The 21,715-nt window shown below is 66.5% G+C and carries 20 protein-coding genes; 9 read left to right on the top strand and 11 right to left on the bottom strand.

Annotated elements, in window-relative coordinates:
* Window positions 1–11 precede the first annotated feature (11 nt).
* The 3 genes from QPK29_RS02430 to wrbA are packed head-to-tail and all read right to left on the bottom strand — an operon-like array spanning window position 12 to window position 2,427.
* Window positions 12–1,421, bottom strand: a complete 1,410-nt coding sequence (locus tag QPK29_RS02430) for an FAD-binding oxidoreductase (protein WP_371769790.1) — start codon at window positions 1,419–1,421, stop codon at window positions 12–14.
* On the bottom strand, window positions 1,414–1,812 hold the full coding sequence (locus QPK29_RS02425) for a DUF2069 domain-containing protein (protein WP_056131888.1): 399 nt from the start codon (window positions 1,810–1,812) through the stop codon (window positions 1,414–1,416). The genes QPK29_RS02430 and QPK29_RS02425 overlap by 8 nt, the downstream gene beginning before the upstream one ends.
* Before the next feature lie 3 nt (window positions 1,813–1,815).
* Complete coding sequence (gene wrbA / locus QPK29_RS02420) at window positions 1,816–2,427, bottom strand: NAD(P)H:quinone oxidoreductase (protein ID WP_056131891.1); 612 nt, start codon at window positions 2,425–2,427, stop codon at window positions 1,816–1,818.
* A 56-nt stretch (window positions 2,428–2,483) separates the two neighbouring features.
* Here wrbA and QPK29_RS02415 point away from each other — a divergent pair, with 56 nt between their 5' ends.
* Complete coding sequence (locus QPK29_RS02415) at window positions 2,484–3,860, top strand: YihY family inner membrane protein (RefSeq protein ID WP_371769791.1); 1,377 nt, start codon at window positions 2,484–2,486, stop codon at window positions 3,858–3,860.
* On the opposite strand, the gene QPK29_RS02410 is transcribed toward QPK29_RS02415, so the two are convergent.
* The 3 genes from QPK29_RS02410 to QPK29_RS02400 are packed head-to-tail and all read right to left on the bottom strand — an operon-like array spanning window position 3,850 to window position 6,105.
* Window positions 3,850–4,158, bottom strand: a complete 309-nt coding sequence (locus QPK29_RS02410) for an Mpo1-like protein (RefSeq protein ID WP_371769792.1) — start codon at window positions 4,156–4,158, stop codon at window positions 3,850–3,852. The two genes, QPK29_RS02415 and QPK29_RS02410, sit on opposite strands and share 11 nt — an antisense overlap.
* Before the next feature lie 38 nt (window positions 4,159–4,196).
* Window positions 4,197–5,000, bottom strand: a complete 804-nt coding sequence (locus QPK29_RS02405; protein WP_371769793.1) for an alpha/beta fold hydrolase — start codon at window positions 4,998–5,000, stop codon at window positions 4,197–4,199.
* A 1-nt stretch (window position 5,001) separates the two neighbouring features.
* The gene (locus QPK29_RS02400) at window positions 5,002–6,105 is read right to left on the bottom strand and encodes a PLP-dependent transferase (protein WP_371769794.1); all 1,104 of its coding nucleotides are present in this window, start codon (window positions 6,103–6,105) and stop codon (window positions 5,002–5,004) included.
* Between the two features lie 188 nt (window positions 6,106–6,293).
* On the opposite strand from QPK29_RS02400, the gene QPK29_RS02395 reads away from it, so the two are divergent.
* The gene (locus QPK29_RS02395) at window positions 6,294–6,749 is read left to right on the top strand and encodes a CBS domain-containing protein (RefSeq protein WP_036231747.1); all 456 of its coding nucleotides are present in this window, start codon (window positions 6,294–6,296) and stop codon (window positions 6,747–6,749) included.
* Window positions 6,750–6,763: 14 nt separating this feature from the next.
* On the opposite strand, the gene QPK29_RS02390 is transcribed toward QPK29_RS02395, so the two are convergent.
* Complete coding sequence (locus QPK29_RS02390; RefSeq protein WP_371769795.1) at window positions 6,764–9,007, bottom strand: GGDEF/EAL domain-containing response regulator; 2,244 nt, start codon at window positions 9,005–9,007, stop codon at window positions 6,764–6,766.
* Between the two features lie 176 nt (window positions 9,008–9,183).
* On the opposite strand from QPK29_RS02390, the gene aroC reads away from it, so the two are divergent.
* Window positions 9,184–10,278, top strand: a complete 1,095-nt coding sequence (gene aroC / locus QPK29_RS02385; RefSeq protein WP_371769796.1) for a chorismate synthase — start codon at window positions 9,184–9,186, stop codon at window positions 10,276–10,278.
* Between the two features lie 113 nt (window positions 10,279–10,391).
* On the opposite strand, the gene QPK29_RS02380 is transcribed toward aroC, so the two are convergent.
* Together QPK29_RS02380 and QPK29_RS02375 are read right to left on the bottom strand one after the other, a co-directional pair.
* Window positions 10,392–11,885, bottom strand: a complete 1,494-nt coding sequence (locus tag QPK29_RS02380) for an HDOD domain-containing protein (RefSeq protein WP_371769797.1) — start codon at window positions 11,883–11,885, stop codon at window positions 10,392–10,394.
* A complete protein-coding gene (locus QPK29_RS02375) occupies window positions 11,882–13,615 on the bottom strand; it encodes a putative bifunctional diguanylate cyclase/phosphodiesterase (protein ID WP_371769798.1) in 1,734 nt (577 codons plus the stop codon). The genes QPK29_RS02380 and QPK29_RS02375 overlap by 4 nt, the downstream gene beginning before the upstream one ends.
* Before the next feature lie 332 nt (window positions 13,616–13,947).
* Between QPK29_RS02375 and QPK29_RS02370 the strand changes: the two genes are divergently transcribed.
* The 4 genes from QPK29_RS02370 (at window position 13,948) to QPK29_RS02355 (ending at window position 17,273) form a co-directional block, all read left to right on the top strand.
* A complete protein-coding gene (locus tag QPK29_RS02370; protein WP_371769799.1) occupies window positions 13,948–15,639 on the top strand; it encodes an isovaleryl-CoA dehydrogenase in 1,692 nt (563 codons plus the stop codon).
* A 98-nt stretch (window positions 15,640–15,737) separates the two neighbouring features.
* The gene (gene upp / locus QPK29_RS02365) at window positions 15,738–16,388 is read left to right on the top strand and encodes a uracil phosphoribosyltransferase (RefSeq protein WP_056131924.1); all 651 of its coding nucleotides are present in this window, start codon (window positions 15,738–15,740) and stop codon (window positions 16,386–16,388) included.
* A gap of 10 nt (window positions 16,389–16,398) precedes the next feature.
* Complete coding sequence (locus QPK29_RS02360) at window positions 16,399–16,773, top strand: Hpt domain-containing protein (RefSeq protein WP_371769800.1); 375 nt, start codon at window positions 16,399–16,401, stop codon at window positions 16,771–16,773.
* Window positions 16,774–17,069: 296 nt separating this feature from the next.
* Window positions 17,070–17,273 carry a cold-shock protein gene (locus tag QPK29_RS02355; protein ID WP_036166698.1) on the top strand — a complete coding sequence of 68 codons (204 nt, stop codon included), beginning with the start codon at window positions 17,070–17,072 and terminating at the stop codon, window positions 17,271–17,273.
* A 70-nt stretch (window positions 17,274–17,343) separates the two neighbouring features.
* Here the strand turns inward: QPK29_RS02355 and QPK29_RS02350 are convergent, their stop codons facing one another.
* Entirely contained in the window at window positions 17,344–18,252 is a 909-nt protein-coding gene (locus QPK29_RS02350; RefSeq protein WP_371769801.1) for a LysR family transcriptional regulator, read from the bottom strand.
* Window positions 18,253–18,425: 173 nt separating this feature from the next.
* Between QPK29_RS02350 and aceB the strand changes: the two genes are divergently transcribed.
* Window positions 18,426–20,015: a malate synthase A gene (gene aceB, locus QPK29_RS02345; protein ID WP_371769802.1), complete on the top strand. Its 1,590-nt coding sequence runs from the start codon at window positions 18,426–18,428 to the stop codon at window positions 20,013–20,015.
* 72 nt (window positions 20,016–20,087) lie between these two features.
* Here the strand turns inward: aceB and gloB are convergent, their stop codons facing one another.
* Window positions 20,088–20,885, bottom strand: coding sequence for a hydroxyacylglutathione hydrolase (gene gloB / locus QPK29_RS02340; protein ID WP_371769803.1), 798 nt, complete (start codon window positions 20,883–20,885; stop codon window positions 20,088–20,090).
* A 23-nt stretch (window positions 20,886–20,908) separates the two neighbouring features.
* Here gloB and QPK29_RS02335 point away from each other — a divergent pair, with 23 nt between their 5' ends.
* Complete coding sequence (locus QPK29_RS02335) at window positions 20,909–21,694, top strand: class I SAM-dependent methyltransferase (protein ID WP_371769804.1); 786 nt, start codon at window positions 20,909–20,911, stop codon at window positions 21,692–21,694.
* Window positions 21,695–21,715 lie beyond the last annotated feature (21 nt).

Genomic DNA, 21,715 nt, shown 5'->3' with positions numbered 1-21,715 from the left:
AGGTCTCCGGGTCACAGGATTTTACCGGGGTTCATGATGCCCAGCGGGTCGAGCGCAGCCTTGATCGCACGCATCAGCTGCAGCTCGACCGGCGACTTGTAGCGCGGGAGCTCGTCGCGCTTCAACGCGCCGATCCCGTGCTCGGCCGAGATCGACCCGCCATGCGCCGCCACGCTGTCGTGCACGATGCGGTTGATGGGGCCCTGCTCGGCGAGGAAATCGTCGTGGCGGATGCCTTCCGGCGGCGCGACGTTGTAGTGCAGGTTGCCGTCGCCCAGGTGGCCGAAGCAGACGACCTGTACGCCGGGATAGTCCGCTTCCAGCTGCGCGTCCGTCGTCTCGATGAAGTCGGCGATGCGCGAGATCGGCACGGAGATGTCGTGCTTGATGTTCTTGCCGGCCGCCGCCTGCGCCAGGGGGATGTGCTCGCGGATGGCCCACAGCGCGCGCGACTGGGCGATCGACGTCGCGACGACGGCATCCTGCGCGAGCCCGTCTTCCAGCGCCCGTTCGATCGCGCGTTCCAGCAAGGCCACGCCGTGCGCCTCGGACTCGTGGCTCGACAGTTCCAGCAGCGCGTACTGCGGATAGCGTTCCGGGAACGGCTTCGGCAGGTCGGGGAAATGGCTGGCGACGAGGCGCAGGCTGACGTCGCTCATCAATTCATAGCCGGTCAAGGTCGGCCCGCATTCGCCTTCGACGAGCTTCAGCAGCGCCAGCGCGCCGCGTGGGGTTGCCAGCGCGACGAGCGCCGTGATCGCGGCCTTCGGCTGCGGGAACAGTTTCAGCACGGCCGCGGTGATGACGCCGAGCGTGCCTTCCGCGCCCACGTACAGGTCGCGCAGGTCGTAGCCGGTGTTGTCCTTGCGCAGGCCGCGCAGCGCATCCCACACCTCGCCCTGCGCGGTGACGACTTCGAGGCCCAGGCACAATTCTCTCGTGTTTCCGTAGCGCAGGACGCCCGTGCCGCCCGCATTGGTCGACAGGTTGCCGCCGATGGTGCAACTGCCTTCGGCCGCCAGCGACAGCGGGAACAGCATGCCGTGCTCAGAGGCGGCGTGCTGGATATCCTGCAGGATGCAGCCGGCTTCCACGGTCATCGTGCGGTTGAAGGTATCGACGGTGCGGATGCGGTTCAGGCGCCGCAGCGACAGCACGACGGCGTCGCCCGCCGCATCCGGCACGCTGCCCAGCACGAGGCCCGTGCGGCCGCCCTGGGGCACGATCGGCACGCGCAGTTCCGCGCACAGGCGCACGACGGCGGCCACTTCGGCCGTGCTGGCGGGACGCACGACGGCACGGGCACGGCCCGTGAAGCGGCCGCGCCAGTCGGTCAGGTACGGGGCGGTGTCGTGCTCGTCGACGAGGACGTTCGTCGGCCCGACGATGGCGCTGCAACGCTCGATAAAGCCATCAGTCATGCGGTACTTTGACCTTGTCGAGCAGCTCCTTGGCCAGCTTCTGCGCCTGCTTCTTGTAAGGACGGAGGTACAGCAGGGCGAACAGGAAGTACGAGACGACGAGCAGCGCTTCGCCCAGCGCCATCATGCGCGAAATTTCCGTCTTGTCGCTCCAGGCGCGCACGATGCCTTCGACGAAGTAGATCAGGATGACCATCGACGACCACTGCAGCGTGTACAGGTCGCGTTTCAGGACGCCGCGCAGCGGCAGCAGCAGCGGCAGGGCCTTCAGGGCCAGCAGCGAGCCGCCCGGATGGAGCGGCGCGACGACGATCTCCCAGACCAGCAGCCAGGCGAACAGGATGACGAGACTCGTCACCGCGCCCGTGTGAAATGCCCTTTGCGTTTGCATCGTTTATTCCGTCCCCTGCAGTTTGCGGCTGGCGATCGCGAGGCGCCGGCCGAGCGCGATCGCGAGCCGCTTCTCGTCTTCCGTCACCGGGCGGTTGCCGTCCACGCCCGACCAGTGGGTCGCGCCGTAGGGACTGCCGCCGCTCGCGGTGGTCATCAGTTCCGGCTCGGTGTAGGGCAGGCCCATCACCATCATGCCGTGGTGCAGCAGCGGGATCATCATCGACAGCAGGGTCGATTCCTGGCCGCCGTGCAGGCTGCCCGTCGACGTGAACACGGCAGCGGGCTTGCCGGCCAGCGTGCCGGACAGCCATTGCGCGGAAGTACCGTCGAGGAAATATTTCATGGGCGCCGCCATATTGCCGAATCGCGTGGGCGAACCCAGTGCCAGTCCGGCACACTCCGCCAGGTCCTCGAGCTCCACGTAGGGCGCGCCGGCACGCGGGATGTCGGGTTCCGTCGCTTCGGCCACCGTCGATACCGCGGGAACAGTCCGTAACCGGGCTTCCAGGCCCGGCACGCTGTCGATGCCCTGGCCGATCAGTTCGGCCAGCCGGCGCGTCTTTCCATGACGCGAGTAATACAACACGAGGATAATCCGATTGGTTGGGTTCATCGTTGGTATTATAGGGCGCTTTACAAGATGACACGCTCGCCGTCGGCGCTTTTTCGATGCTTTCCAAGACCGTCACCAATCTTTCCCGCAGCACGACCGAGATGATCAATACGGGCGTCGACCGGGTGCGCGGACTGACGTGGAACGAGGTGCGCGACCTCGTGCGCTTCGCGCGCCGCCGCCTCACCGAGGAAAAGCTGCCGCAGGTGGCGGGCAGCCTCACGTTCACGACCACCCTGGCCATCGTCCCGCTGCTGACGATCGTGCTGGCCATCTTCACAACGTTTCCGATGTTCGGCAAACTGCGCACCGCCCTGGACAATTATTTCGTCCAGATGCTGATGCCGAAGGCGATCGCCAACACGATCACGTCGAACCTGACGCAGTTCGCCAGCAAGGCGACGGGGCTGTCGGCCGTCGGCGGTATCGCCCTCGTGTTCACGACCGTCGCGCTGATCGGCACGATCGAGCGGGCGTTCAACCAGATCTGGAAGGTGCGCCGCCCCCGTCCCGTCGTGCAGCGCGTGCTCGTGTACTGGGCGCTCGTCACCCTGGGGCCGCTCGCGTTCGGCCTGTCGCTCACGTTGACGTCGCAACTGTTTTCCGCCACCAATGGCGTGATGAGCCTCGTGCCGTTCCTGGGCGCGGTCTTCTACACGGTCGTGTCGGTCGCGTTGACGACGGGTGCCTACGTGCTGCTGTACATGACGGTGCCGAACCGCGACGTCGACTGGCGCGACGCCATGTGGGGCGGCCTCGTCGCCGCCATTGCGTTCGAGGTGGCGAAACGCGTGTTCGCCATCTTCATCCGCCAGTTCCCCACCTACGCCATCATCTACGGGGCGCTGGCCGCGCTGCCGCTGTTCCTCGTCTGGATGTACCTGTCCTGGATGATCACCCTGGTGGGCGCGCTGCTGACGGCCGCGCTGCCCATCGTCAAGTATGAGCGCTGGTGGTACGAACCCGTGCCGGGGGGCGCGTTCGTGGATGCGATGGCCGTGCTGAAGGTGCTGCATGGCGGTGCGCGGCTGACCGGTACCGCGATGGTGTCGAGCGCCCAGATCCGTACGTGCACGCGGATCGGCTACGACGAGATGACCGAGTTGCTGGAGCGGATGGTGGCGGCCGGCTGGGTCGGGCGCGTGCACGTGGAGGAGCAAGTGTCGCTGCGGTGGAGGATGGGAAAACGCGGAGGCGCGCGGGCCGGGACCGACTGCTGGGTGCTGCTCGTCGATCCGCGCCTCGTCAGGCTGGCGGACGTCTACCGGCTGTTCGTGTTCGGCGGCGTCAAGAGCGAGGCCGGAGCGCCGGCCGACGGCGCGCAGTCGCCGCTGGCGCTGGACACGGCCGCGCTCGCGCGCCAGGTCGAGGCGTCCGTCGAGCGGGGGCTGGACGAGACGCTGGCTGGCCATTTTGACCGGGTCACCAGCTGAGCTTGCCGGTCAGCATCTCCCAATACATCACCCAGTCCGCGCGGAACGAATACCACGGGTAGCCGAACGTGGCCGGGCGGTTCTTCTCGAACAGGAAGTGCCCGATCCAGGCGCCGCCGTAGCCCGTCACGACGGCGACGGCGAGCCACCACGGATTCAGGCTGTCGATGTATTGCGCGATGCCCGCGATGGCCGACGACGTGCCGAGGAAGTGCGCGCGCCGGCACATCCGGTTCTCGTGCTGGGTCAGGTACCAGGGATAGAACTGCGCGAAACTGTCGTAGCGGACGGCGGCCATTCTGCTCTCCGGGTTGTCTCCCTGCCGTCCAGTGTAGATCAATCCAGGCCGCGCACGAAGTCCGCCAGCGCGGCGCTCACCGCATCCGGCTGTTCCGTCATCAGCGCATGCCCGCAATCGAGCGCGACGACGCGCGCATGCGGGATCGCGGCCACGAGCCCTTGCGCCGAACGGGGCGGCGTCATCACGTCGCGCCGGCCCTGCACGAACAGGGTCGGGCACGCGATGGCCTGCGCGGCCGCGCCCCCGTTCGCGTACGTATCGCACGCCACGAAGTCCGTGTGGAACAGCCGGTCCGGGTTCAGCTGCGACAGCCGCTGCATCAGCCGGCGCGACGCGCCCGCCAGCCAGGTACCTTGCGGCCGGCCCGGCGCGGCCGGCGCGACCGCGACGTGCGACCACAGGTTGACCATGTCGATGGCGGCCTGCTCGTTCGTGCGCGCCGTCTCCAGCAGGGCGTCCGAGACCTTCATCGGCCACGTGCTGCCCACGAGGGCCAGCGCGCGTACGCGGGCGGGCGCCCGGGCCGCGGCCTCGAGGGCGATCAGCGAACCCATGCTGTGACCGGCCAGCACGGCGCGGGCGATGCCGGCCGCGTCGAGCAGGTCGAGCAGCCAGGCGGCCATCTCCTCGACCGTGGCCAGCGCGGGGCCGGCGCTGCGGCCGTGGCCGGGCAGGTCGACGGCCAGCACGTGATGGCCCTGGTGCGCGAAGGTGCGGGCCGGGCCCGTCCAGACGGAATGGTCGTTCTGGGCGCCGTGGATGAACACGATGGCCTCCCGGCCCGGCGCGCTGCCGGCGGTGTAGCCGTAGGCGGTCCTGCCGTTCACGTCGAGCAGCATGTCAGGCTCCTTTCTGCGCCAGTTTCAGGGCGCGGGCGAGATCGTCGAGCAGGTCGTCCGGGTCTTCCAGGCCGACGTGGAGGCGCACGTTGCCCGCGCCGGCGTCGGTGGCGGACGAGCGGGGGCCGCCGATGGCATCCGCCCGGCCGAAGACCTTCAGCGCATCGAGGAAGCGGCCGGCCGCGGCCGGGCCGCCCTGCAGCGTGAACGGGACGACGGCGCCGGCGCCGCGCGGCAGCAGTCCGTGTTCGGCATACGCGACGCCCGCGACGGCCGGGTGACCCGCGAGCGTCTGCGCGACCTTGCGGGCGCCGGCGACGTGGCGGCCCATGCGCATGCCCAGGGTCTCGAGTCCGCGCAGGATCGCGGCCGCATCGTGCGCGCCCGGCGCGGTGCCGAAAGCGCGCAGGCCGACGTGGCGCGCGCACAGGGCGAAGGCGCCGACCGTCGACTCTTCGGCGAACACGCGGCCGTCGCAGGCGGGGTTCGGTTCGCACAGGTCGGCGTAGCGGCCCGTGCGCGTGTGCGCGGCATGCCAGTCGAACGTGCCGCCGTCGACGAGCAGGCCGCCGGGCGCGTCCGCTTGTCCGGCGAGGAAGGCGGCGTCATGGACCACGAGGTCGGCGCCGAGGTCGAACGCGGACAGCAGCCACGGCGTGGCAAGTGTCGCGTCGACGAGCAGCGGCAGGTCGTGGTCGTGCGCGACGGCGGCCACGCGCGGGATGTCGAGGACGGTGCCGTCCAGCCCGAAGGCCGCGCCGACGAGGACCCGCGTCTCGGCCCTGATGGCCGCGCGCCACGCGTCGGGAGCGCGCGGATCGACGAACGTCGTCGTGACGCCGAAGCGACGCAGGCCGTGGGCGAGGAGGGCGCGCGCGTCGTCATGCAGGTTGTCCGCGGCGACGACGTGGTGGCCGTTGCCTGCCAGCGTGGCCAGCGCCAGATGCAGCGCGGCCTGGCCGCTGGCCGTCGCGATGCCGGCGACACCACCTTCGAGGGCGGCGACGCGCTCCTCGAGCGTGGCGCCGGCCGGGGCGGGTAACGGGGCGCCGGCGGCGACGTGCAGCGCCAGCGTGCTGAAGCCGGGGTAGCGGGGACCGCTCATGGGGTTCATCCTGAAAACGAAGACGGCGCATGCTAGCATCCGATAGCGCTAACCGTTACATTTAATCATCAAGATGGTGCAGAGTGCACGGTTGCAAGGCAAAAAGGTGGATTTTTTGGGGAGCTTAGGCTAGAGTCAAATTTATGAAATACACAACGCAGCACGCATCTCCACTCAAGGGGGTCCAAATGAAGGTATCGGAAATCCTGCAGGTCAAGGGCGACATCCTGTACACCGTGTCACCGGACACCGACCTGGCCAACGCCGCCGCCACGATGGCCGAGCGCGACATCGGCTCGCTCGTCGTGATGGAATATGGCGACCTGGTCGGCATGCTGACCTTCCGCGAGGTCATCAAGGCCTTGCACGCGCATGGCGGTTCGCTCGAACCCGCGGGCACCGTGCGCAAGCACATGGACGACAGCCCGATCACCGTCACCCCGGACACCGAAGTCAACGAAGTGCGCCGCATCATGCTGGAAAAGCACGCGCGCTACCTGCCCGTGATGAACGCGCGCACGCTGCTGGGCGTGATCTCGTTCTACGACGTCGCGAAGGCCGTGCTCGAGGCGCAGAGCTTCGAGAACCGCATGCTCAAGGCCTATATCCGCGACTGGCCTGCCGAGCAGATGGCTGAGGATTGAGCGGTCGCCGGTGATTACGCGGCGCGTGTCAGCGCGTCGCTGCCCAGCCACTCGATGAGTGCCTCGGGCGCGAGCGGGCGCGCGAACAGATAGCCCTGCGCGAGCGGGCAACCGAGCGCCTGCAGGATCTGCGCCTGCACCTCGTCCTCGACACCTTCGGCGATGATCGACAGGCCCAGGTTGCGGCCCAGCTCGATGACCATCTCCGCGATGCTGCTGCCGCGTGCCGCGTCCGTGATCTCGGTCACGAACGCGCGGTCGATCTTGAGCCGGTCCACGCACAGGCGCTGCAGGTAGGAGAGGGACGAGAAGCCCGTGCCGAAATCGTCGATGGCGATCGACACGCCCGTGCGCTTGATTTCGGCGAGGCGTTCGATCAGCAGGTCGGGTTCTTCCATCGCCATCGATTCCGTGATCTCCAGCTCGACACGCTCCGGCGGCGCGCCCGTCTCGAGCAGCGCCTGGCGCAGCATGTCGATGAAATGCGGATGGCGGAACTGGACTTGCGAGACGTTGATCGACATCGTGAAGTCGAGGTGGCCCGCCGCGCGCACGCGCACGAGTTCCGCGCAGGCTTCGCGCAGCACCCACGCGCCGATGTCGATAATCAGGCCTGAGTATTCCGCGATCGGAATGAACCGGTCGGGCGGGACGAAGCGGCCGTCTTCCGTGCGCCAGCGCAGCAGCGCCTCCGCGCCGAACGCGCGGCGCGCGGCGAGTTCGACCTGGGGCTGATAGGCGAGGAACAGTTCGCCGCGCGCGAAGCCGCTGCGCAGCGCGTGCATCAGGCGCACCCGTTCACGGATCTCCACGCCCATGCCGCGCGAAAAATAGAAGTGGCCGCCGCGCCGCTGGGTTTTCGCGCGCTTCAGCGCGATGTCGGCATCCTTCAGCGCATCGGCCGCGGTGCCGTCATGCTCCAGCAGGCGCACGAGGCCCAGCGTGGCGGACACCTGCACGTCCTGGCCTTCGATCGAGAACGGCGCCGCGAACTGGTCTTGTACGGCGGCCGGATCGATCAGGTCGGCCTCGCCCAGCAGGCAGAAGATGTCGCCGCCGATGCGTGCCAGCGCCACCCGCGCATCCAGGCGCGTGCGCAGGCGCTGCGCTACCGCGCCGAGCAGCGCGTCGCCGAACTGGTGGCCGAGGGCGTCGTTCGTTTCGGCGAACTGGTCGATGTCGACGAGGCACAGGGTCGCGTCGGCGCGCGCTCGCAGGCTGTCGTCGATGAGTTCGACGAGGCGGGTCCGGTTCGGCAGGCTCGTGAGGCCGTCGTAGAACGCCGCGCGGTGCAGGGCGGTCATCAGGGCGACGTTGTCCAGGCCGACCGCGATGCTGCTCGTGAAGACGTCGACGAGGCCGCGGCGCAGGGCGTCCAGCGGCCGCGTCAACTTCAGCCACGCGGCGAAATGACGGTGCGACTTGCCGCAGAAGTAGAGGGCGAGGTAGTCGGGTTCGTACAGGTTGCGCCGTTCGGCCAGCGCACGCGCGATGGCGGCGGCGGGGCCCTGACCGCCCGGCGCGAGCATGCCGCCGCGCGCGAGGTCCGCGCTGGGCCCGCAACTGGCCAGCACCTGCCAGCCGACGTGGCCCGTGCCCGGCACGCAGGCGCACAGCACGCCGTCCGCCGGTTGGCCCGCGAGGACAGCCACTGCGCGCAGGATGCCGAGCGTCATCTCGCCGACGGTGTGCAGGGCCATCAATTCCGTATTGGCGCGCACGACTTCGGCAAGGCCCATGCGGCTGTCTTCGAGCGCGTGGATCTGCTCGTAGGCGCGGATCGCGGTGGCCACGCTCGTGTAGAGCTTCGTGCGGGTGAGTTCCGACTTGGTGCGGTAATCGTTGATGTCGTAGCCGCGGATCGCGTCCATCTCGGGCGCATAGCCGGGTTGGCCCGTGCGCAGGATGATGCGCACGTCGTGGCGGCCGAGCGTGTCGCGCACGTGGCGCACGAGGTGCAGGCCGGCGTCGGCCTGTTCCATCACGACGTCGAGCAGGATCACGGCGATGTCGTGTTCGCGGGCCAGCACGTCCATCGCCTCGGCGGCGGAATACGCATGCAGGAATGCCAGCGGCCGGCCGTGCATCTCGAGCGTACCGAGCGCGAACGTCGTCGTCGAATGGACGTCGGCGTCGTCGTCGACGATCAGCACGCGCCACGCGCCGCCGTCCTTCACAGGGGCGTCTGCCGGCGTCTCGTCTGCGAACACCAGGTCATCGTCCTGTGCGGCGCCCGGAGGCGTGTTCGGTGCGGGCATTGCTGCGTCTCCAGGTTAAGCTCGGTAGTTGCGAACTAGTATATCTGCAATGGTATCAAGTCAGGCAAGAAAATTCCACAAGGAAACATTTTTATTCGTGCAAGTAGTCAATTCACCGGTCTTTTGTCCATGCTGGTAGAATCTTCCATTCCATTCGCACAACCCAACGAGATTCCATGTCCGGCAACACATTTGGCAAGCTGTTTTCCGTAACCACTTTCGGCGAATCGCACGGTCCCGCAATCGGCTGCGTGATCGACGGCTGTCCGCCGGGACTGGCGTTGTCCGAAGCCGACATCCAGCCCGAGCTGGACCGTCGCAAGCCGGGCACGTCGCGCCACGTGACGCAGCGCCAGGAAGCGGACCAGGTGAAGATCCTGTCCGGGGTCTATGAAGGCGTGACGACGGGCACGCCGATCGCGCTGCTGATCGAGAACACGGACCAGCGCAGCAAGGACTACGGCAACATCGTCGAGATGTTCCGTCCTGGCCACGCGGACTACACCTATTGGCACAAGTACGGCGTGCGCGACCCGCGCGGCGGCGGCCGCTCGTCCGCGCGCCTGACCGCGCCCGTCGTCGGCGCCGGCGCCATCGCCAAGAAGTGGCTGCGCGAGAAGTACGGCACCGAGTTCATGGGCTGCATGAGCCAGCTGGGCGACATTCCCGTGCCGTTCGAGGATTTCAGGCACGTGCACGACAACCCGTTCTTCGCCGCGACGTCCGACGCCGACCTGATCGCGCGCATGGAAACGGCGATGGACGAACTGCGCCGCGCGGGCGATTCCATCGGTGCCCGCATCGACGTGGTGGCGAAGAACGTCCCGGTGGGTCTCGGCCAGCCGATCTATGACAAGCTCGACGCCGACATCGCCTACGCCATGATGGGCATCAATGCGGTGAAAGGGGTGGAGATCGGCGCCGGTTTCCACTCGGTCGCGCAGAAGGGGGCGGAACACGGCGACGAACTGACCCCGGAAGGCTTCGTCGGCAACAATGCCGGCGGTGTGCTGGGCGGGATCTCGACGGGCCAGGACATCACCGTGTCCATCGCCATCAAGCCGACGTCGTCGATTCGCACGCCGCGCCGCTCGATCGACAAGCAGGGCAATCCGGTGACGGTCGAGACGTTCGGCCGCCACGACCCGTGCGTGGGCATCCGCGCGACGCCGATCGCGGAGGCGATGCTGGCGCTGGTGCTGATCGATCACGCCCTGATGAACCGCGCCCAGTGCGGCGACGTGCACGTGGATACGCCGCGCCTGCGTTAAATACACGGAATCTCGATACGTCGTCCCTGCGAAGGCAGGGATCCAATTTTGCGGACGCCGCGTTGGCGCATGCAGAACCTGGGCCCCCGCCTTCGCGGGGGCGACGGCATCGTTCAGGCCCGGCTCGCCACCGCTTCCGCCGGCTGCCGCCGCTCCACGCTCTTGACGACGAGCGCGCGCAATTCGTTCAGCAGCGAGAACTCCGTCTGGCTCAGGTAGACGGACGGGAAGCGGTCGTCCCAGTCGCCGTAGATGAAGCCGACCGGCTCGCCGCGCGTGCACAGCGGGATGATGACGAAGCAGCGGGCCTCGGACAGCGTGCCTTTCCACCAGCCCGGCAGCTTGCTCGAGAATTTCGGATCGCGCGCGTTTTCGATGAAGATCACGCGGTCGCTGCCGAGGGAGGCGAAGAACACGTTCGGTTCGTACGCATCGTCGAACGACAGCTTGGGCACGAGTGTCTTGGTGTTGTCGCCCAGGCCGATCTTGGCCGTGTAGCGGCCGTCGCGGCGGTTGCGCAGGAAGCCGAACGCGCGCGTGAACGACAGGCCGTGGTACGCCGTCTCGATCGCCATCGACACCATCTGGCCAGGCGTTGCGGTCGCGGCGGCGTCACGCATGTCGGCCACCCCGTTCAGCAGGATCTTGTTGCCGGCCTCGCGCAGGCGCGTGACGGCGGAGGCGCGGGCGCGCTTCTCGGGCGGGTTCGCGAGCGGCGCGATCGACAGGTCCGCGGCCGCTTCGACCTTCGCCTTCTCGATGGCACCGACGATGTTGTCCGGCTCGATGCCGATCAGCGGCGCGAAGCCGGCTGCCAGCAGTTTCACCTGTTCGGCGCCCGCTTCGTCGCCGTGCCACAGGCTGTCGGCGCATTGCGACGCCATGGTGCCGAGGGCGGCGAGCCAGTCGTCGTGGCCGAAGTCGGCGCCGCGCAAGCCGGGCTCCACGCGGCGCATGCCGGCGATCAGGTTGCGCGGCAGGCCCCAGTGTTCGGCTGTGGCGCGGCCGATCTGTTCGAGCGACAGGCCCAGTTGCGCGATGGCGATCGGGTCGATATCGCCGGCGCCTGCCGCCTGCTGCATCAGGGTCCAGTGCTCGGGCAGGTAGAACGTGACCATCATCCGGCCCAGCGAATGGAGGATCGAGCACACGACGGCTTCTTCCGGATCGCGCGTGGCCGCTTCGGCCGCGACCTGGTGCGCCACCATCCCGGCCAGCACGGCCTTTTCCATCTCGATGTGGGCCTGCAGCGAATCGGGCGTCGACTTGGACAGTTCCTCGATCAGTTTGAGGCCCAGTGCCAGGTGGCCGATGGCTTCCGTGCCCAGCACGAGGATGGCCTTGGAGACGGTGTTGATGCGCTGGCCGAAGGCCGAGTACATGCCGCTGTTCGCCAGGCGCAGCACCTTCTGGGTGAGCACGGGGTCGGACAGCACCGTCTGGGTCATGGAAAAGTCGCGCTCGTCCTCGCCGCGCATGGAGGCGAGGATGGCGTTGATGGCCTTGGTGAAGCCGGGCATGTCGCCGCGCCGCCGGATCCGCTCCCACAGCAGGGCGAGGGTGGCGTCGGCTTTCGGCGATCGTTCGATGGTAGCAGTCTGGTTCATGTGAGGCCCGCCCGTAATTCGTCCGGCAGCAGTTCCGTGTACAGGTTTTCCTTGAGCGCGGCCATGGCCACGTGGGCCGGCATCGGTTTCCCGGTCAGGTAGCCTTGTACGTAGTCGCATCCGCGCGACTCGACGTAGGTCAGTTGTTCTTCGGTCTCGACGCCTTCGGCCACGACCGACAGGTCGAGGTGCTTGGCCAGGTCGAGCACGGCATTGCAGATCGCCGCGTCCTTAGTCGAGGCGGGCAGGTCCTTGATGAAGGCGCGGTCGATCTTCAGCACGGAGATCGGGAAGCGTTTCAGGTAGGCGAGGCTCGAATAGCCGGTGCCGAAGTCGTCGATCGCGATGCGGGCGTTGCGTTCCGCCATCTTGGTCAGGATCGCCTCCGCGTGCACCGGGTCGACCATCAGCGTGCCTTCCGTGATCTCGAGCACGAGCTTGTCGCCGGGCGCGCCGGAAAAGTCGAGGGCGTCGTCCAGCACGTTGAGGAAGCGGTCGTTGCGGAACTGGCGCGGGCTGATGTTGACCGAGATATACAGGTCGCGCTTGGCCACTTCCTCGAACTGGCGCAGCTGCACCAGCGCCGCCTTGAGCGCCCAGGCGCCGAGCAGGTTGATGAGGCCATTGGTTTCGGCGATGGGGATGAAGCGCACGGGCGGCACCATGCCGAGGGTCGGATGCTTCCAGCGCATCAAGGTCTCGAAGCCTTCGATCTGGCGCGTGCGGCTGGACACGATCGGCTGGTAGTACAGCAGGAACTCGCCTTCGCGCACGGCCTGGAACATCGCGGCTTCGAGCGAGATATCGTGCTGCGGCATGCCGTTCTCGCGCACGCTGTAGACGACGGCGCGGCCCTTGCCCGTTTCCTTGGCGCGGCCCATGGCGGCGTCGGCGAGGGCGATCAGGCGGATCTCGTCCTCGGCGTGGTCGGGATAGATCGACACGCCGACGGACGCGCCCAGGTACACGGTATGTCCGTCGACCTCGAACGGCGATTGCAGCGCGGCCAGCAGGCGGCCGCTCACGAGCTTGATCTGGTCCGGCGTGAACGTGCCCGGCAGGACGGCAACGAACTCGTCGCCGCCGACGCGGGCCAGCGTGTCGCTGTCGCGCAAGGTCTTGCGCAGGCGGCTCGCGGCCTGGCGCAGCACGGCATCGCCGACCGGGTGGCCGAGGCCGTCGTTGACCTTTTTGAAACCGTCCAGGCCGATCGTGGCGACGCAGAAGCCCTGGCCCGAGCGGCGCGCACTGGCGATCACCATGCGGATGCGGTCGGACAGCAGCAGGCGGTTCGGGAGTTCCGTCAGCGCGTCGTGGGTGGCCATGTGGCGCAGGCGTTGTTCGGTCGCGCGCTGGGCCGACATGTCGCGGCCGACGGCCAGCAATTCATGGCTGCCCGCGAGCAGGCCGATGCGCAGTTCGAACCAGACGTCCTTGCCGGCGCAGCGCAGCCGCACTTCGACGAGTATCGGATCGCTCGCCGTGCCGGCATCGACGAGGGCGTTGCGCAGGGCGGCCTGGTCGACGTCGACGGCCAGTGTCGTCAAGACGGCGCCGGCCAGCGTCTGCGCGCCGAACGTGCGCTGGGCGCGCTGGCTGGCGTGGTGGATCAGGCCGGAAGGGTCGAGGCGGAACGCGACGTCGCCCACCGCCTCCATGTAGCCGTCCGGGCTCGCCGCCGGGGCCGCATGACGCGGATCGTTCGGTACTGCGGGTGAACTGGCGCGCATTGTCGAAATATCTGCTTTCAAATCTAGGCAGGAACTGCCCTTAATGCTGGAGTGTACCAAAACAACAAGCAATGTATCACCGAAAGATTCCAGCCGGCACTAAAAAGCACAATGCCGTGTCACTTTCTACCGCTGCTTGACACGTCGCAGTGTCGGCGTCCAAATCGGTCCCGCTTGCCCCGCACGTGGCTTTGGGCTAGCCTTGTTGCCTAACCGATAACCCGGCGGTGGGCTTGAAGGGTTATTGTCGCCGATACAGTGCAAAGTAGAAACTTTTGCGCCGTTCATATGATGCTCAGTTGCAACAACTCGGCCATTCCGGGAGGGACGCCATGAACCGATTCGACACCCACGAGGTTTTCAACCAGGCGCCGCCGTTCGGTGACGTGGATTTGTTCGCCTGTGACCCCGCGCTGCGCGAAGGCCTGGTGCGCGAAGGCGCCGGCTGGGCGGAGGGCGAACTCGGGCGGCTGGGGCAGGAACTCGGCGCCGCCGCCGTGCTGGACCTGGGTCGGCTGGCGAACGACAACCCGCCGCGCCTCGTCAATGTCGACCGGGGCGGGCATCGCGTGGACGAGGTCGAGTTCCACCCGGCGTGGCATGAGCTGATGCGCCTGCTGATCGAGAACGGCGCCCACTCGCTGCCGTGGGAAGCGCCGCGGCCCGGCGCCCAGGTCGCGCGCGCGGCCGCCTATCTGCTGTTCGGCCAGGTGGAGAACGGCTCGCAATGTCCCGTGACGATGACGTACGCGTCCGTTCCGGCATTGCACCAGCACCCGGGCATCGCGGCGCACTGGCTGCCGAAGATCCTGTCGCGCACCTACGACCCGCGCTCGCTGCCCATCGAGCAGAAGCGGGGCGCCCTGATCGGCATGGGCATGACGGAAAAACAGGGCGGCACCGACGTGCGCGCCAACACGACGCGGGCGACGCGCATGAATCCGGCGGTGGCGGAGACCCGCTTCGGCGCCGACTGGCGCGACGCGTGGAGCCTCGTCGGCCACAAATGGTTTTTCTCCGCGCCGCAATCGGATGCCCACCTCGTGCTGGCGCAGACCGACGAGGGCGGCAGTGCGGGTTTGTCGTGCTTCTTCGTACCGCGCTTCCTGCCGGACGGGACGCGCAACGCGATCCGCGTGCAGCGCCTGAAGAACAAGGTCGGCAACAAGTCGAACGCGTCGTCCGAAGTCGAGTTCTGCGACGCCGTCGGCTGGCTGATCGGCAAGGAAGGGCGGGGCATCCCGACGATCCTCGAAATGGGCAGCCACACGCGCCTCGACTGCGTGCTGGGCTCGGCCGGCATCATGCGTGCCGCCCTGTGTCACGCGCTGCACCATGCGCGCGCGCGCAGCGCGTTCGGGCGCAAGCTCGCCGACCAGCCACTGATGCAGAACGTGCTGGCCGATCTGGCGCTGGAATCGGAAGCGGCGACCGCGTTCGCACTGCGGCTGGCGCGCTGCTTCGACCCGGGCCCGCATGGCGCCGCCGACCCGCGCGAGGCGCTGCTGGGGCGCATCCTGACCCCGGCCGGCAAATACTGGTTGTGCAAGCGCGGCCCCGCGTTCGGCGCCGAGGCGATGGAAGTCATGGGCGGCAACGGTTACGTCGAGGACGGCCCGCTGGCGCGCCTGTACCGCGAATTCCCCGTCAATTCGATCTGGGAAGGCTCCGGCAACGTGATGTGTCTCGACGTGCTGCGGGCGTTTTCCAGGGGGCCGGAGACGCGCGACGCGCTGGCGGCGGAACTGGCGCTCGCCTCCGGCCGCGACAGCCGCTTCGACGCGTATTGCGCGCGCCTGCTGGACGGCCTCGCCACGCTCGCGGCCGACGAATTCGGCGCGCGCCGCCTCGCGGAACGCCTCGTCGTGGCCGTGCAGGCGGGGCTGTTGCTGCGCCATGCGCCGGCATGCGTCGCCGCCGCGTTCGTCGCGTCGCGCATCGCCGTGGACGTGGGCGGGGCGTTCGGCCGGCTGCCCGACGGGGTCGACTGCGACGCGATCCTCGCCCGTGCGCTGGTGGAATAAGCCGCGATAAATCTTCGACAAAGGACGGGACAAACTGGGATAATGCACGCCATTTACCAAATCAACCACGCCGCTGCCACAAGCGCCGGCCATGCATAATGAAACAAGATCCGCGCTTCCCGAACCTGTTCATCCTGAACCATCCCCTGATCCAGCATAAGCTGTCGCACATGCGCGACCGCGGCACGTCCACGCGCACGTTCCGCGAATTGCTGCGGGAAATCACGTTGCTGATGGGTTACGAGATCACGCGCGACCTGCCGCTGACGACGCGCCAGATCGACACGCCGCTGATGACGATCGACGCCCCCGTCATCGCGGGCAAGAAGCTGGCCATCGTGCCGATCCTGCGTGCCGGCGTCGGCATGAGCGATGGCCTGCTGGAACTGGTGCCGTCGGCCCGCGTCGGCCACATCGGCGTGTTCCGTGACCCGGACACGCACCTGCCCGTCGAATACCTCGTGCGCCTGCCGGACACGACCGAGCGCACGTTCATCCTGTGCGATCCGATGGTCGCGACGGGCAACTCGGCCGTCTACGCCGTCGACGTGCTCAAGAAGCGCGGCGTGACGGACGACCAGATCATCTTCCTGGCCCTCGTCGCGGCGCCGGAAGGCGTGGAAGTGTTCCACAAGGCCCATCCGGACGTGAAGCTGTACGTGGCTTCGCTCGACAGCAAGCTGAACGACCACGCCTACATCGTGCCGGGCCTCGGCGACGCGGGCGATCGTATATTTGGTACGAAATGAGCGGCAGGAAATGAGTTCGAGTGCGGATGCCGAATTCTTCACGCGCCTCGCGGAGCTGAACGATAAATTCGCGGCGAGCCTGCCGCAGACGCTCGGCCGCCTGTCGGCCGCGCGCAACGCCTTCGACCCGAAACGGCCGCCCGCCGCGCTGATCGAGCAGATGCATGCGGTGCTGCATACGCTGGCCGGCTCGTCCGCCACATTCGGCTTCCGCATCCTCGGGCAGCAGGCGCGCATGCTGGAACAGCGCCTGCGCGTGCTGACGACATTCGACGCCGTCGCCCCGGAAGAGTGGGAAGCGTGGCTGTCCGAACTGGATGTGTTCATCGCGTGGGGCAGCGTCGATCCGAAGGCCGCATACCCGAACGACGAGTCTTCTGTATAGCGCCACAACAAAGCACCTGTCCCGAAATCGTTTGATTTAGGACAAACTTTATCCGCATCCATGCCCTATATTTTGCGTACTGCCGACGCAAATGGGATCCGTAAAAAGGTTGGCTTCAGGAATTGTCACGGATCCCGGTTTTATTTTGCGAAAACCGTGTACGTGTGGGTTTATTCGGTATAATTAGGGATCGTTGGATTCGCGGTAGCAGTGCAGTTAGTCTGTCATTTGTTTCTTGCTTCTTCAAACGATCGTAAACGGACTTCGGTCCACTTCAACTGAAATAGGAAATTGTAATGGCAACTGGCATCGTTAAATGGTTCAATGACTCCAAAGGCTTCGGGTTCATCACCCCGGACGAAGGCGGCGAAGATCTGTTCGCGCACTTCTCGGCGATTCAGAGCCAGGGCTTCAAGTCCCTGCAGGAGAACCAGCGCGTCTCGTTCGACGTGACCTCCGGTCCGAAAGGCAAACAAGCATCGAACATTCAGCCGCTGTAATCTGCTGAATTGATGACAAAAAATCCTCGGAGCTTCCGAGGATTTTTTTTGCTCTAACGTTTCATGCCGGTCAGCCAGGCTTGCGCCAGTAATCCGGCTGAGAATACGCATGGCGCAGAAAGTCCACGAATACCCGGATGCGCAGCGGCAAGTGACGACGTTGCGCAAACACGGCATAGATATCGTTGCCGGGCGCCGCGAACTGTTCCAGCACGGGTACCAGCAGGCCCGCTTCGATTTCCGAACTCACTTCCCACATCGACCGCCAGGCCAGTCCCCGCCCGGCCATCGCCCAGTCGTGCAGCACGGCGCCGTCGTTGCACACCATATTGCCGCCCACCTTCATCGTGACGATCTTGCCGTGGTCGCGGAACGTCCAGCCCCGCTGGCTGCCTTGGCTGCTTATCGCCAGGCAATTGTGTTTCGATAGGTCGACCAGCGTCTGCGGCGTCCCATGGCGTTTCAGATAGCCGGGCGTCGCGACGACGACGCGGTGATTGTCCGCGAGCTTCACGCCGACGAGATTCGAGTCCGTCAGGCTCGCGATGCGGATCGCGATGTCGACGCCTTCGCCGATGACGTCGACGACGCGGTCGGACAGGTTCAGGTTCATGCTCACCTCGCGGTGCTCGGCCAGGAAAGAGGGGACGAGCGGAGCCACGTGCTGGCGCCCGAACCCGGCCGGCGCGGATACGACGAGGTGTCCCGTGGCGCGCGCGCTCCGTTCCGACACGGCCGCTTCCGCTTCTTCGAGTTCGGCAAGGATGCGCTGGCAATCCTCAAGGAACACCGCCCCTTCGTCCGTCAGCGCCAGCTTGCGCGTGGTACGCTGTAGGAGCTTCACGCCCAGGCGCGCTTCGAGCGCGTCCAGACGCCGTCCGATCATGGCCGGCGCGATGCCCTCCGCGCGCGCGGCCGCGGACAGGCTGCCCCGGGCGATGACTTCGACAAAAGTAGATATCTGACGGAAATGGTCCAAAGGAATGCCTCGATTCTGTTCGTCACTTGTGACAAAAAAGCATAAATGAATATATTTTTTGTCTCGTTTAGGCGATTAATAGTGAATATACTGGAAGCAATATCAAACGCCAAGCTGGCTTGTGCCAGGAAGCACGGCACTGTCCACATTTCATACTAGAACAGGAGAACGCAATGACCATCGCCACCCCAGCCGGAATGGAAATCCGGGCCGAGATCAAGCCCGGCTATGAACAGATCCTGACGCCGGAAGCGCTCGAGCTGGTAGCGAAGCTGAGCCGCGAATTCGAACCGCGCCGCCAGCAGCTGCTGGCCGCGCGCGTCGAGCGCGCGAAACGCCTGGACGCCGGCGAGCGTCCGGACTTCCTGCCCGAGACGGCGCACATCCGCAACGGCGACTGGAAGATCGCGCCGATCCCGAAGGCGCTGGAATGCCGCCGCGTGGAAATCACGGGCCCGGTCGAACGCAAGATGGTCATCAACGCCCTGAACTCGGGCGCGGACAGCTACATGACCGACTTCGAAGACTCCAACACCCCGAACTGGGACAACCAGCTCACTGGCCAGATCAATATGCGCGACGCCGTCCGCAAGACGATCTCGCTGGAGCAGAACGGCAAGCAATACAAGCTGAACGACAAGGTCGCGACGCTGGTGGTCCGTCCGCGCGGCTGGCACCTGGACGAAAAGCACGTCCTCGTCGACGGCAAGCGCATCTCCGGCGGCATTTTCGACTTCGCCCTGTTCATGGTCCACAACGCCAAGGAACAACTGGCCCGCGGCGCCGGTCCGTACTTCTATCTGCCGAAGATGGAATCGCACCTGGAAGCGCGCCTGTGGAACGACATCTTCGTCATGACCCAGAACGAACTGGGCCTGCCGCAGGGCACCATCAAGGCGACCGTGCTGATCGAGACGATCGTCGCCGCCTTCGAGATGGACGAGATCCTGTACGAACTGCGCGAGCACAGCGCCGGCCTGAACGCGGGCCGCTGGGACTACATCTTCTCGTGCATTAAGAAGTTCAAGCTGGACAAGGACTTCTGCCTGGCCGACCGTCCGAAGGTCACGATGACGGCGCCGTTCATGCGCGCGTACGCGCTGCTGCTGCTGAAGACCTGCCACAAGCGTAACGCCCCGGCGATCGGCGGCATGGCGGCGCTGATCCCGATCAAGAACGATCCGGAAAAGAACGAAGTCGCGATGGGCGGCGTGCGCAACGACAAGGCGCGCGATGCGACCGACGGCTACGACGGCGGCTGGGTCGCGCACCCGGGTCTCGTCGATCTGGCGATGACCGAGTTCAAGAAGGTGCTGGGCGACCGCCCGAATCAGATCGACAAGCAGCGTCCGGACGTGGAAGTGACCGCGAAGGACCTGCTGGACTTCCGCCCGGAAGCCCCGATCACGGAAGCGGGCCTGCGCTACAACATCAATGTCGGCATCCACTACCTGGGCGCCTGGCTGGCCGGCAACGGCTGCGTGCCGATCCACAACCTGATGGAAGACGCGGCCACTGCCGAGATCAGCCGTTCGCAGGTGTGGCAGTGGATCCGCTCGCCGAAGGGCGTGCTGGAAGACGGTCGCAAGGTCACGGCCGAGATGGTCCGCGCCATGATCCCGGAGGAGCTGGCCAACGCGAAGGCGGCCGCCCCGAACGGCGACAGCCCGACCTATGAGCGCGCCGCGCAGATCTTCGAACAGATGTCGACGTCGGAAGACTTCGCCGAGTTCCTGACCCTGCCGCTGTACGAAGAAATCTGATCCTCCCCGAATGACGCGGCCGCCAGCGATCGGCGGTCGCGTCGTCTCATCCCCAGCCGGTCTCTCCCGGTTTCAGAACACGTTCTTCCACTCCCGCAGCGCCGCGAATACCGTGACCGGGTCCGCACCCGGCGCGAGGCGTCCGGCCGCCGTCAGGCTGCCGATGATGGCGGGCTCGCGCGTGCGCAGGAATGGGTTCGTCGCCTTTTCGATCGCGATTGTCGACGGGATCGTGGGCAGATGCGTGCCGCGCAGCTCGCTGTCGTGCGCGATGCGCAGCTGCAGCGCGCGGTTGCCCGGTTCCAGCGCTTCGGCGAAGCGCAGGTTCGACAGCGTGTATTCATGCGCGCAGTACACCAGCGTATCGTCGGGGAGGGCGGCCAGCTTCGCGAGCGAGCCCATCATCTGCGCCGGCGTGCCTTCGAACAGGCGGCCGCAGCCGCCGCCGAACAGCGTGTCGCCGCAGAACAGCCAGCGCGCACTTGCGTCCTCGCGCACGTACGCGATGTGACCCTTCGTATGGCCGGGGACGTCGAGCACGGCGAGTTCGAGCGCGAGGCCCGGCACCTCGACCGTGTCGCCTTCGCCCACCGGGTGGTTCACGACGGCGATGCCGTCGTTGCGCGGACCGAAGACGGGCACGTTGCTGTGTTCGAGCAAGCGCGTCACGCCGCCGATGTGGTCAGCATGGTGATGGGTGAGTAGAATGGCGGTCAGGGTCAGGCCATTCGCCTGCAGGGCCGCGAGGATCGGTTCCGCGTCGCCCGGATCGACCACTGCCGCATGTGTGCCGTCATGGATAATCCAGAGATAGTTATCCTTGAAGGCCGGCACGGTCAGGACTGCGAGTTCAGTGGGCACAGGAATCATATGGGTATCGATAAAGGTTGGGCATGGACAGCGCGGCATCCGAAAAATCCATTATAGCGCTCGACCGCTGGCTGCAATCGCCGGCGGGCGCGTACGTGCGCGCCTGGGAACAGGCGTGCCTGGACGAGTTGACGGTCGATATTTTCGGCTTCAACGCGGTCCAGATCGGCGTGCCGCAGATCGATGCGCTGGCCGCCAACCGCATGCCCAACAAATGGCAGGCGGCGACGCGCACGTCGACGGCCGACGAACTGGTCTATGCCGCCACCGGCAAGCAGATCGCCGTCGCGCTCGACTTCGCCGACCTGCCGTTCGCGTCGCAAAGCCTGGACCTCGTCGTGCTGCCGCACGTGCTGGAATTCGCGGCCGAGCCGCACCAGGTGCTGCGCGAAGTCGAGCGCGTGCTGATCCCGGAAGGGCAGGTGATCATCTGCGGCTTCAACCCGGCCAGCCTGTGGGGCGTGCGCCAGGGGATGGGGCGCATCACGAGCAGCGACTACCTGCCGGCGGCGGGGGAGTTCATCTCTATGCCTCGTCTCAAAGACTGGTTAAAATTGTTGAATCTCGGCGTCACGCGCAGCCATTTCGGCTGCTACGCGCCGCCGTTCCGGACCGCGCAGTGGCTCAACCGCTTTGCCTTCGTCGAAGGGGCGGGGCAGCGCTGGTGGCCGTATCTCGGGGCCGTGTACATGGTCCACGCGATCAAGCGCGTGAAGGGCATGCGCATCATCGGTCCGGCCTGGAATAAAAAGACGAGCAAGGCGCCGCAGGCGGTGCCGGCAGCGAACCGCAACGAACATTACAAGTAAGACATAAGGAAGAAGCGCAGC

Source organism: Massilia orientalis (genome assembly GCF_030411975.2).
GTDB classification, from domain to species: Bacteria; Pseudomonadota; Gammaproteobacteria; order Burkholderiales; family Burkholderiaceae_D; genus Telluria; species Telluria orientalis.
The sequence above is the reverse complement of the archived record's forward strand: the minus strand, read 5'-3'. Positions and strand labels throughout refer to the sequence as shown.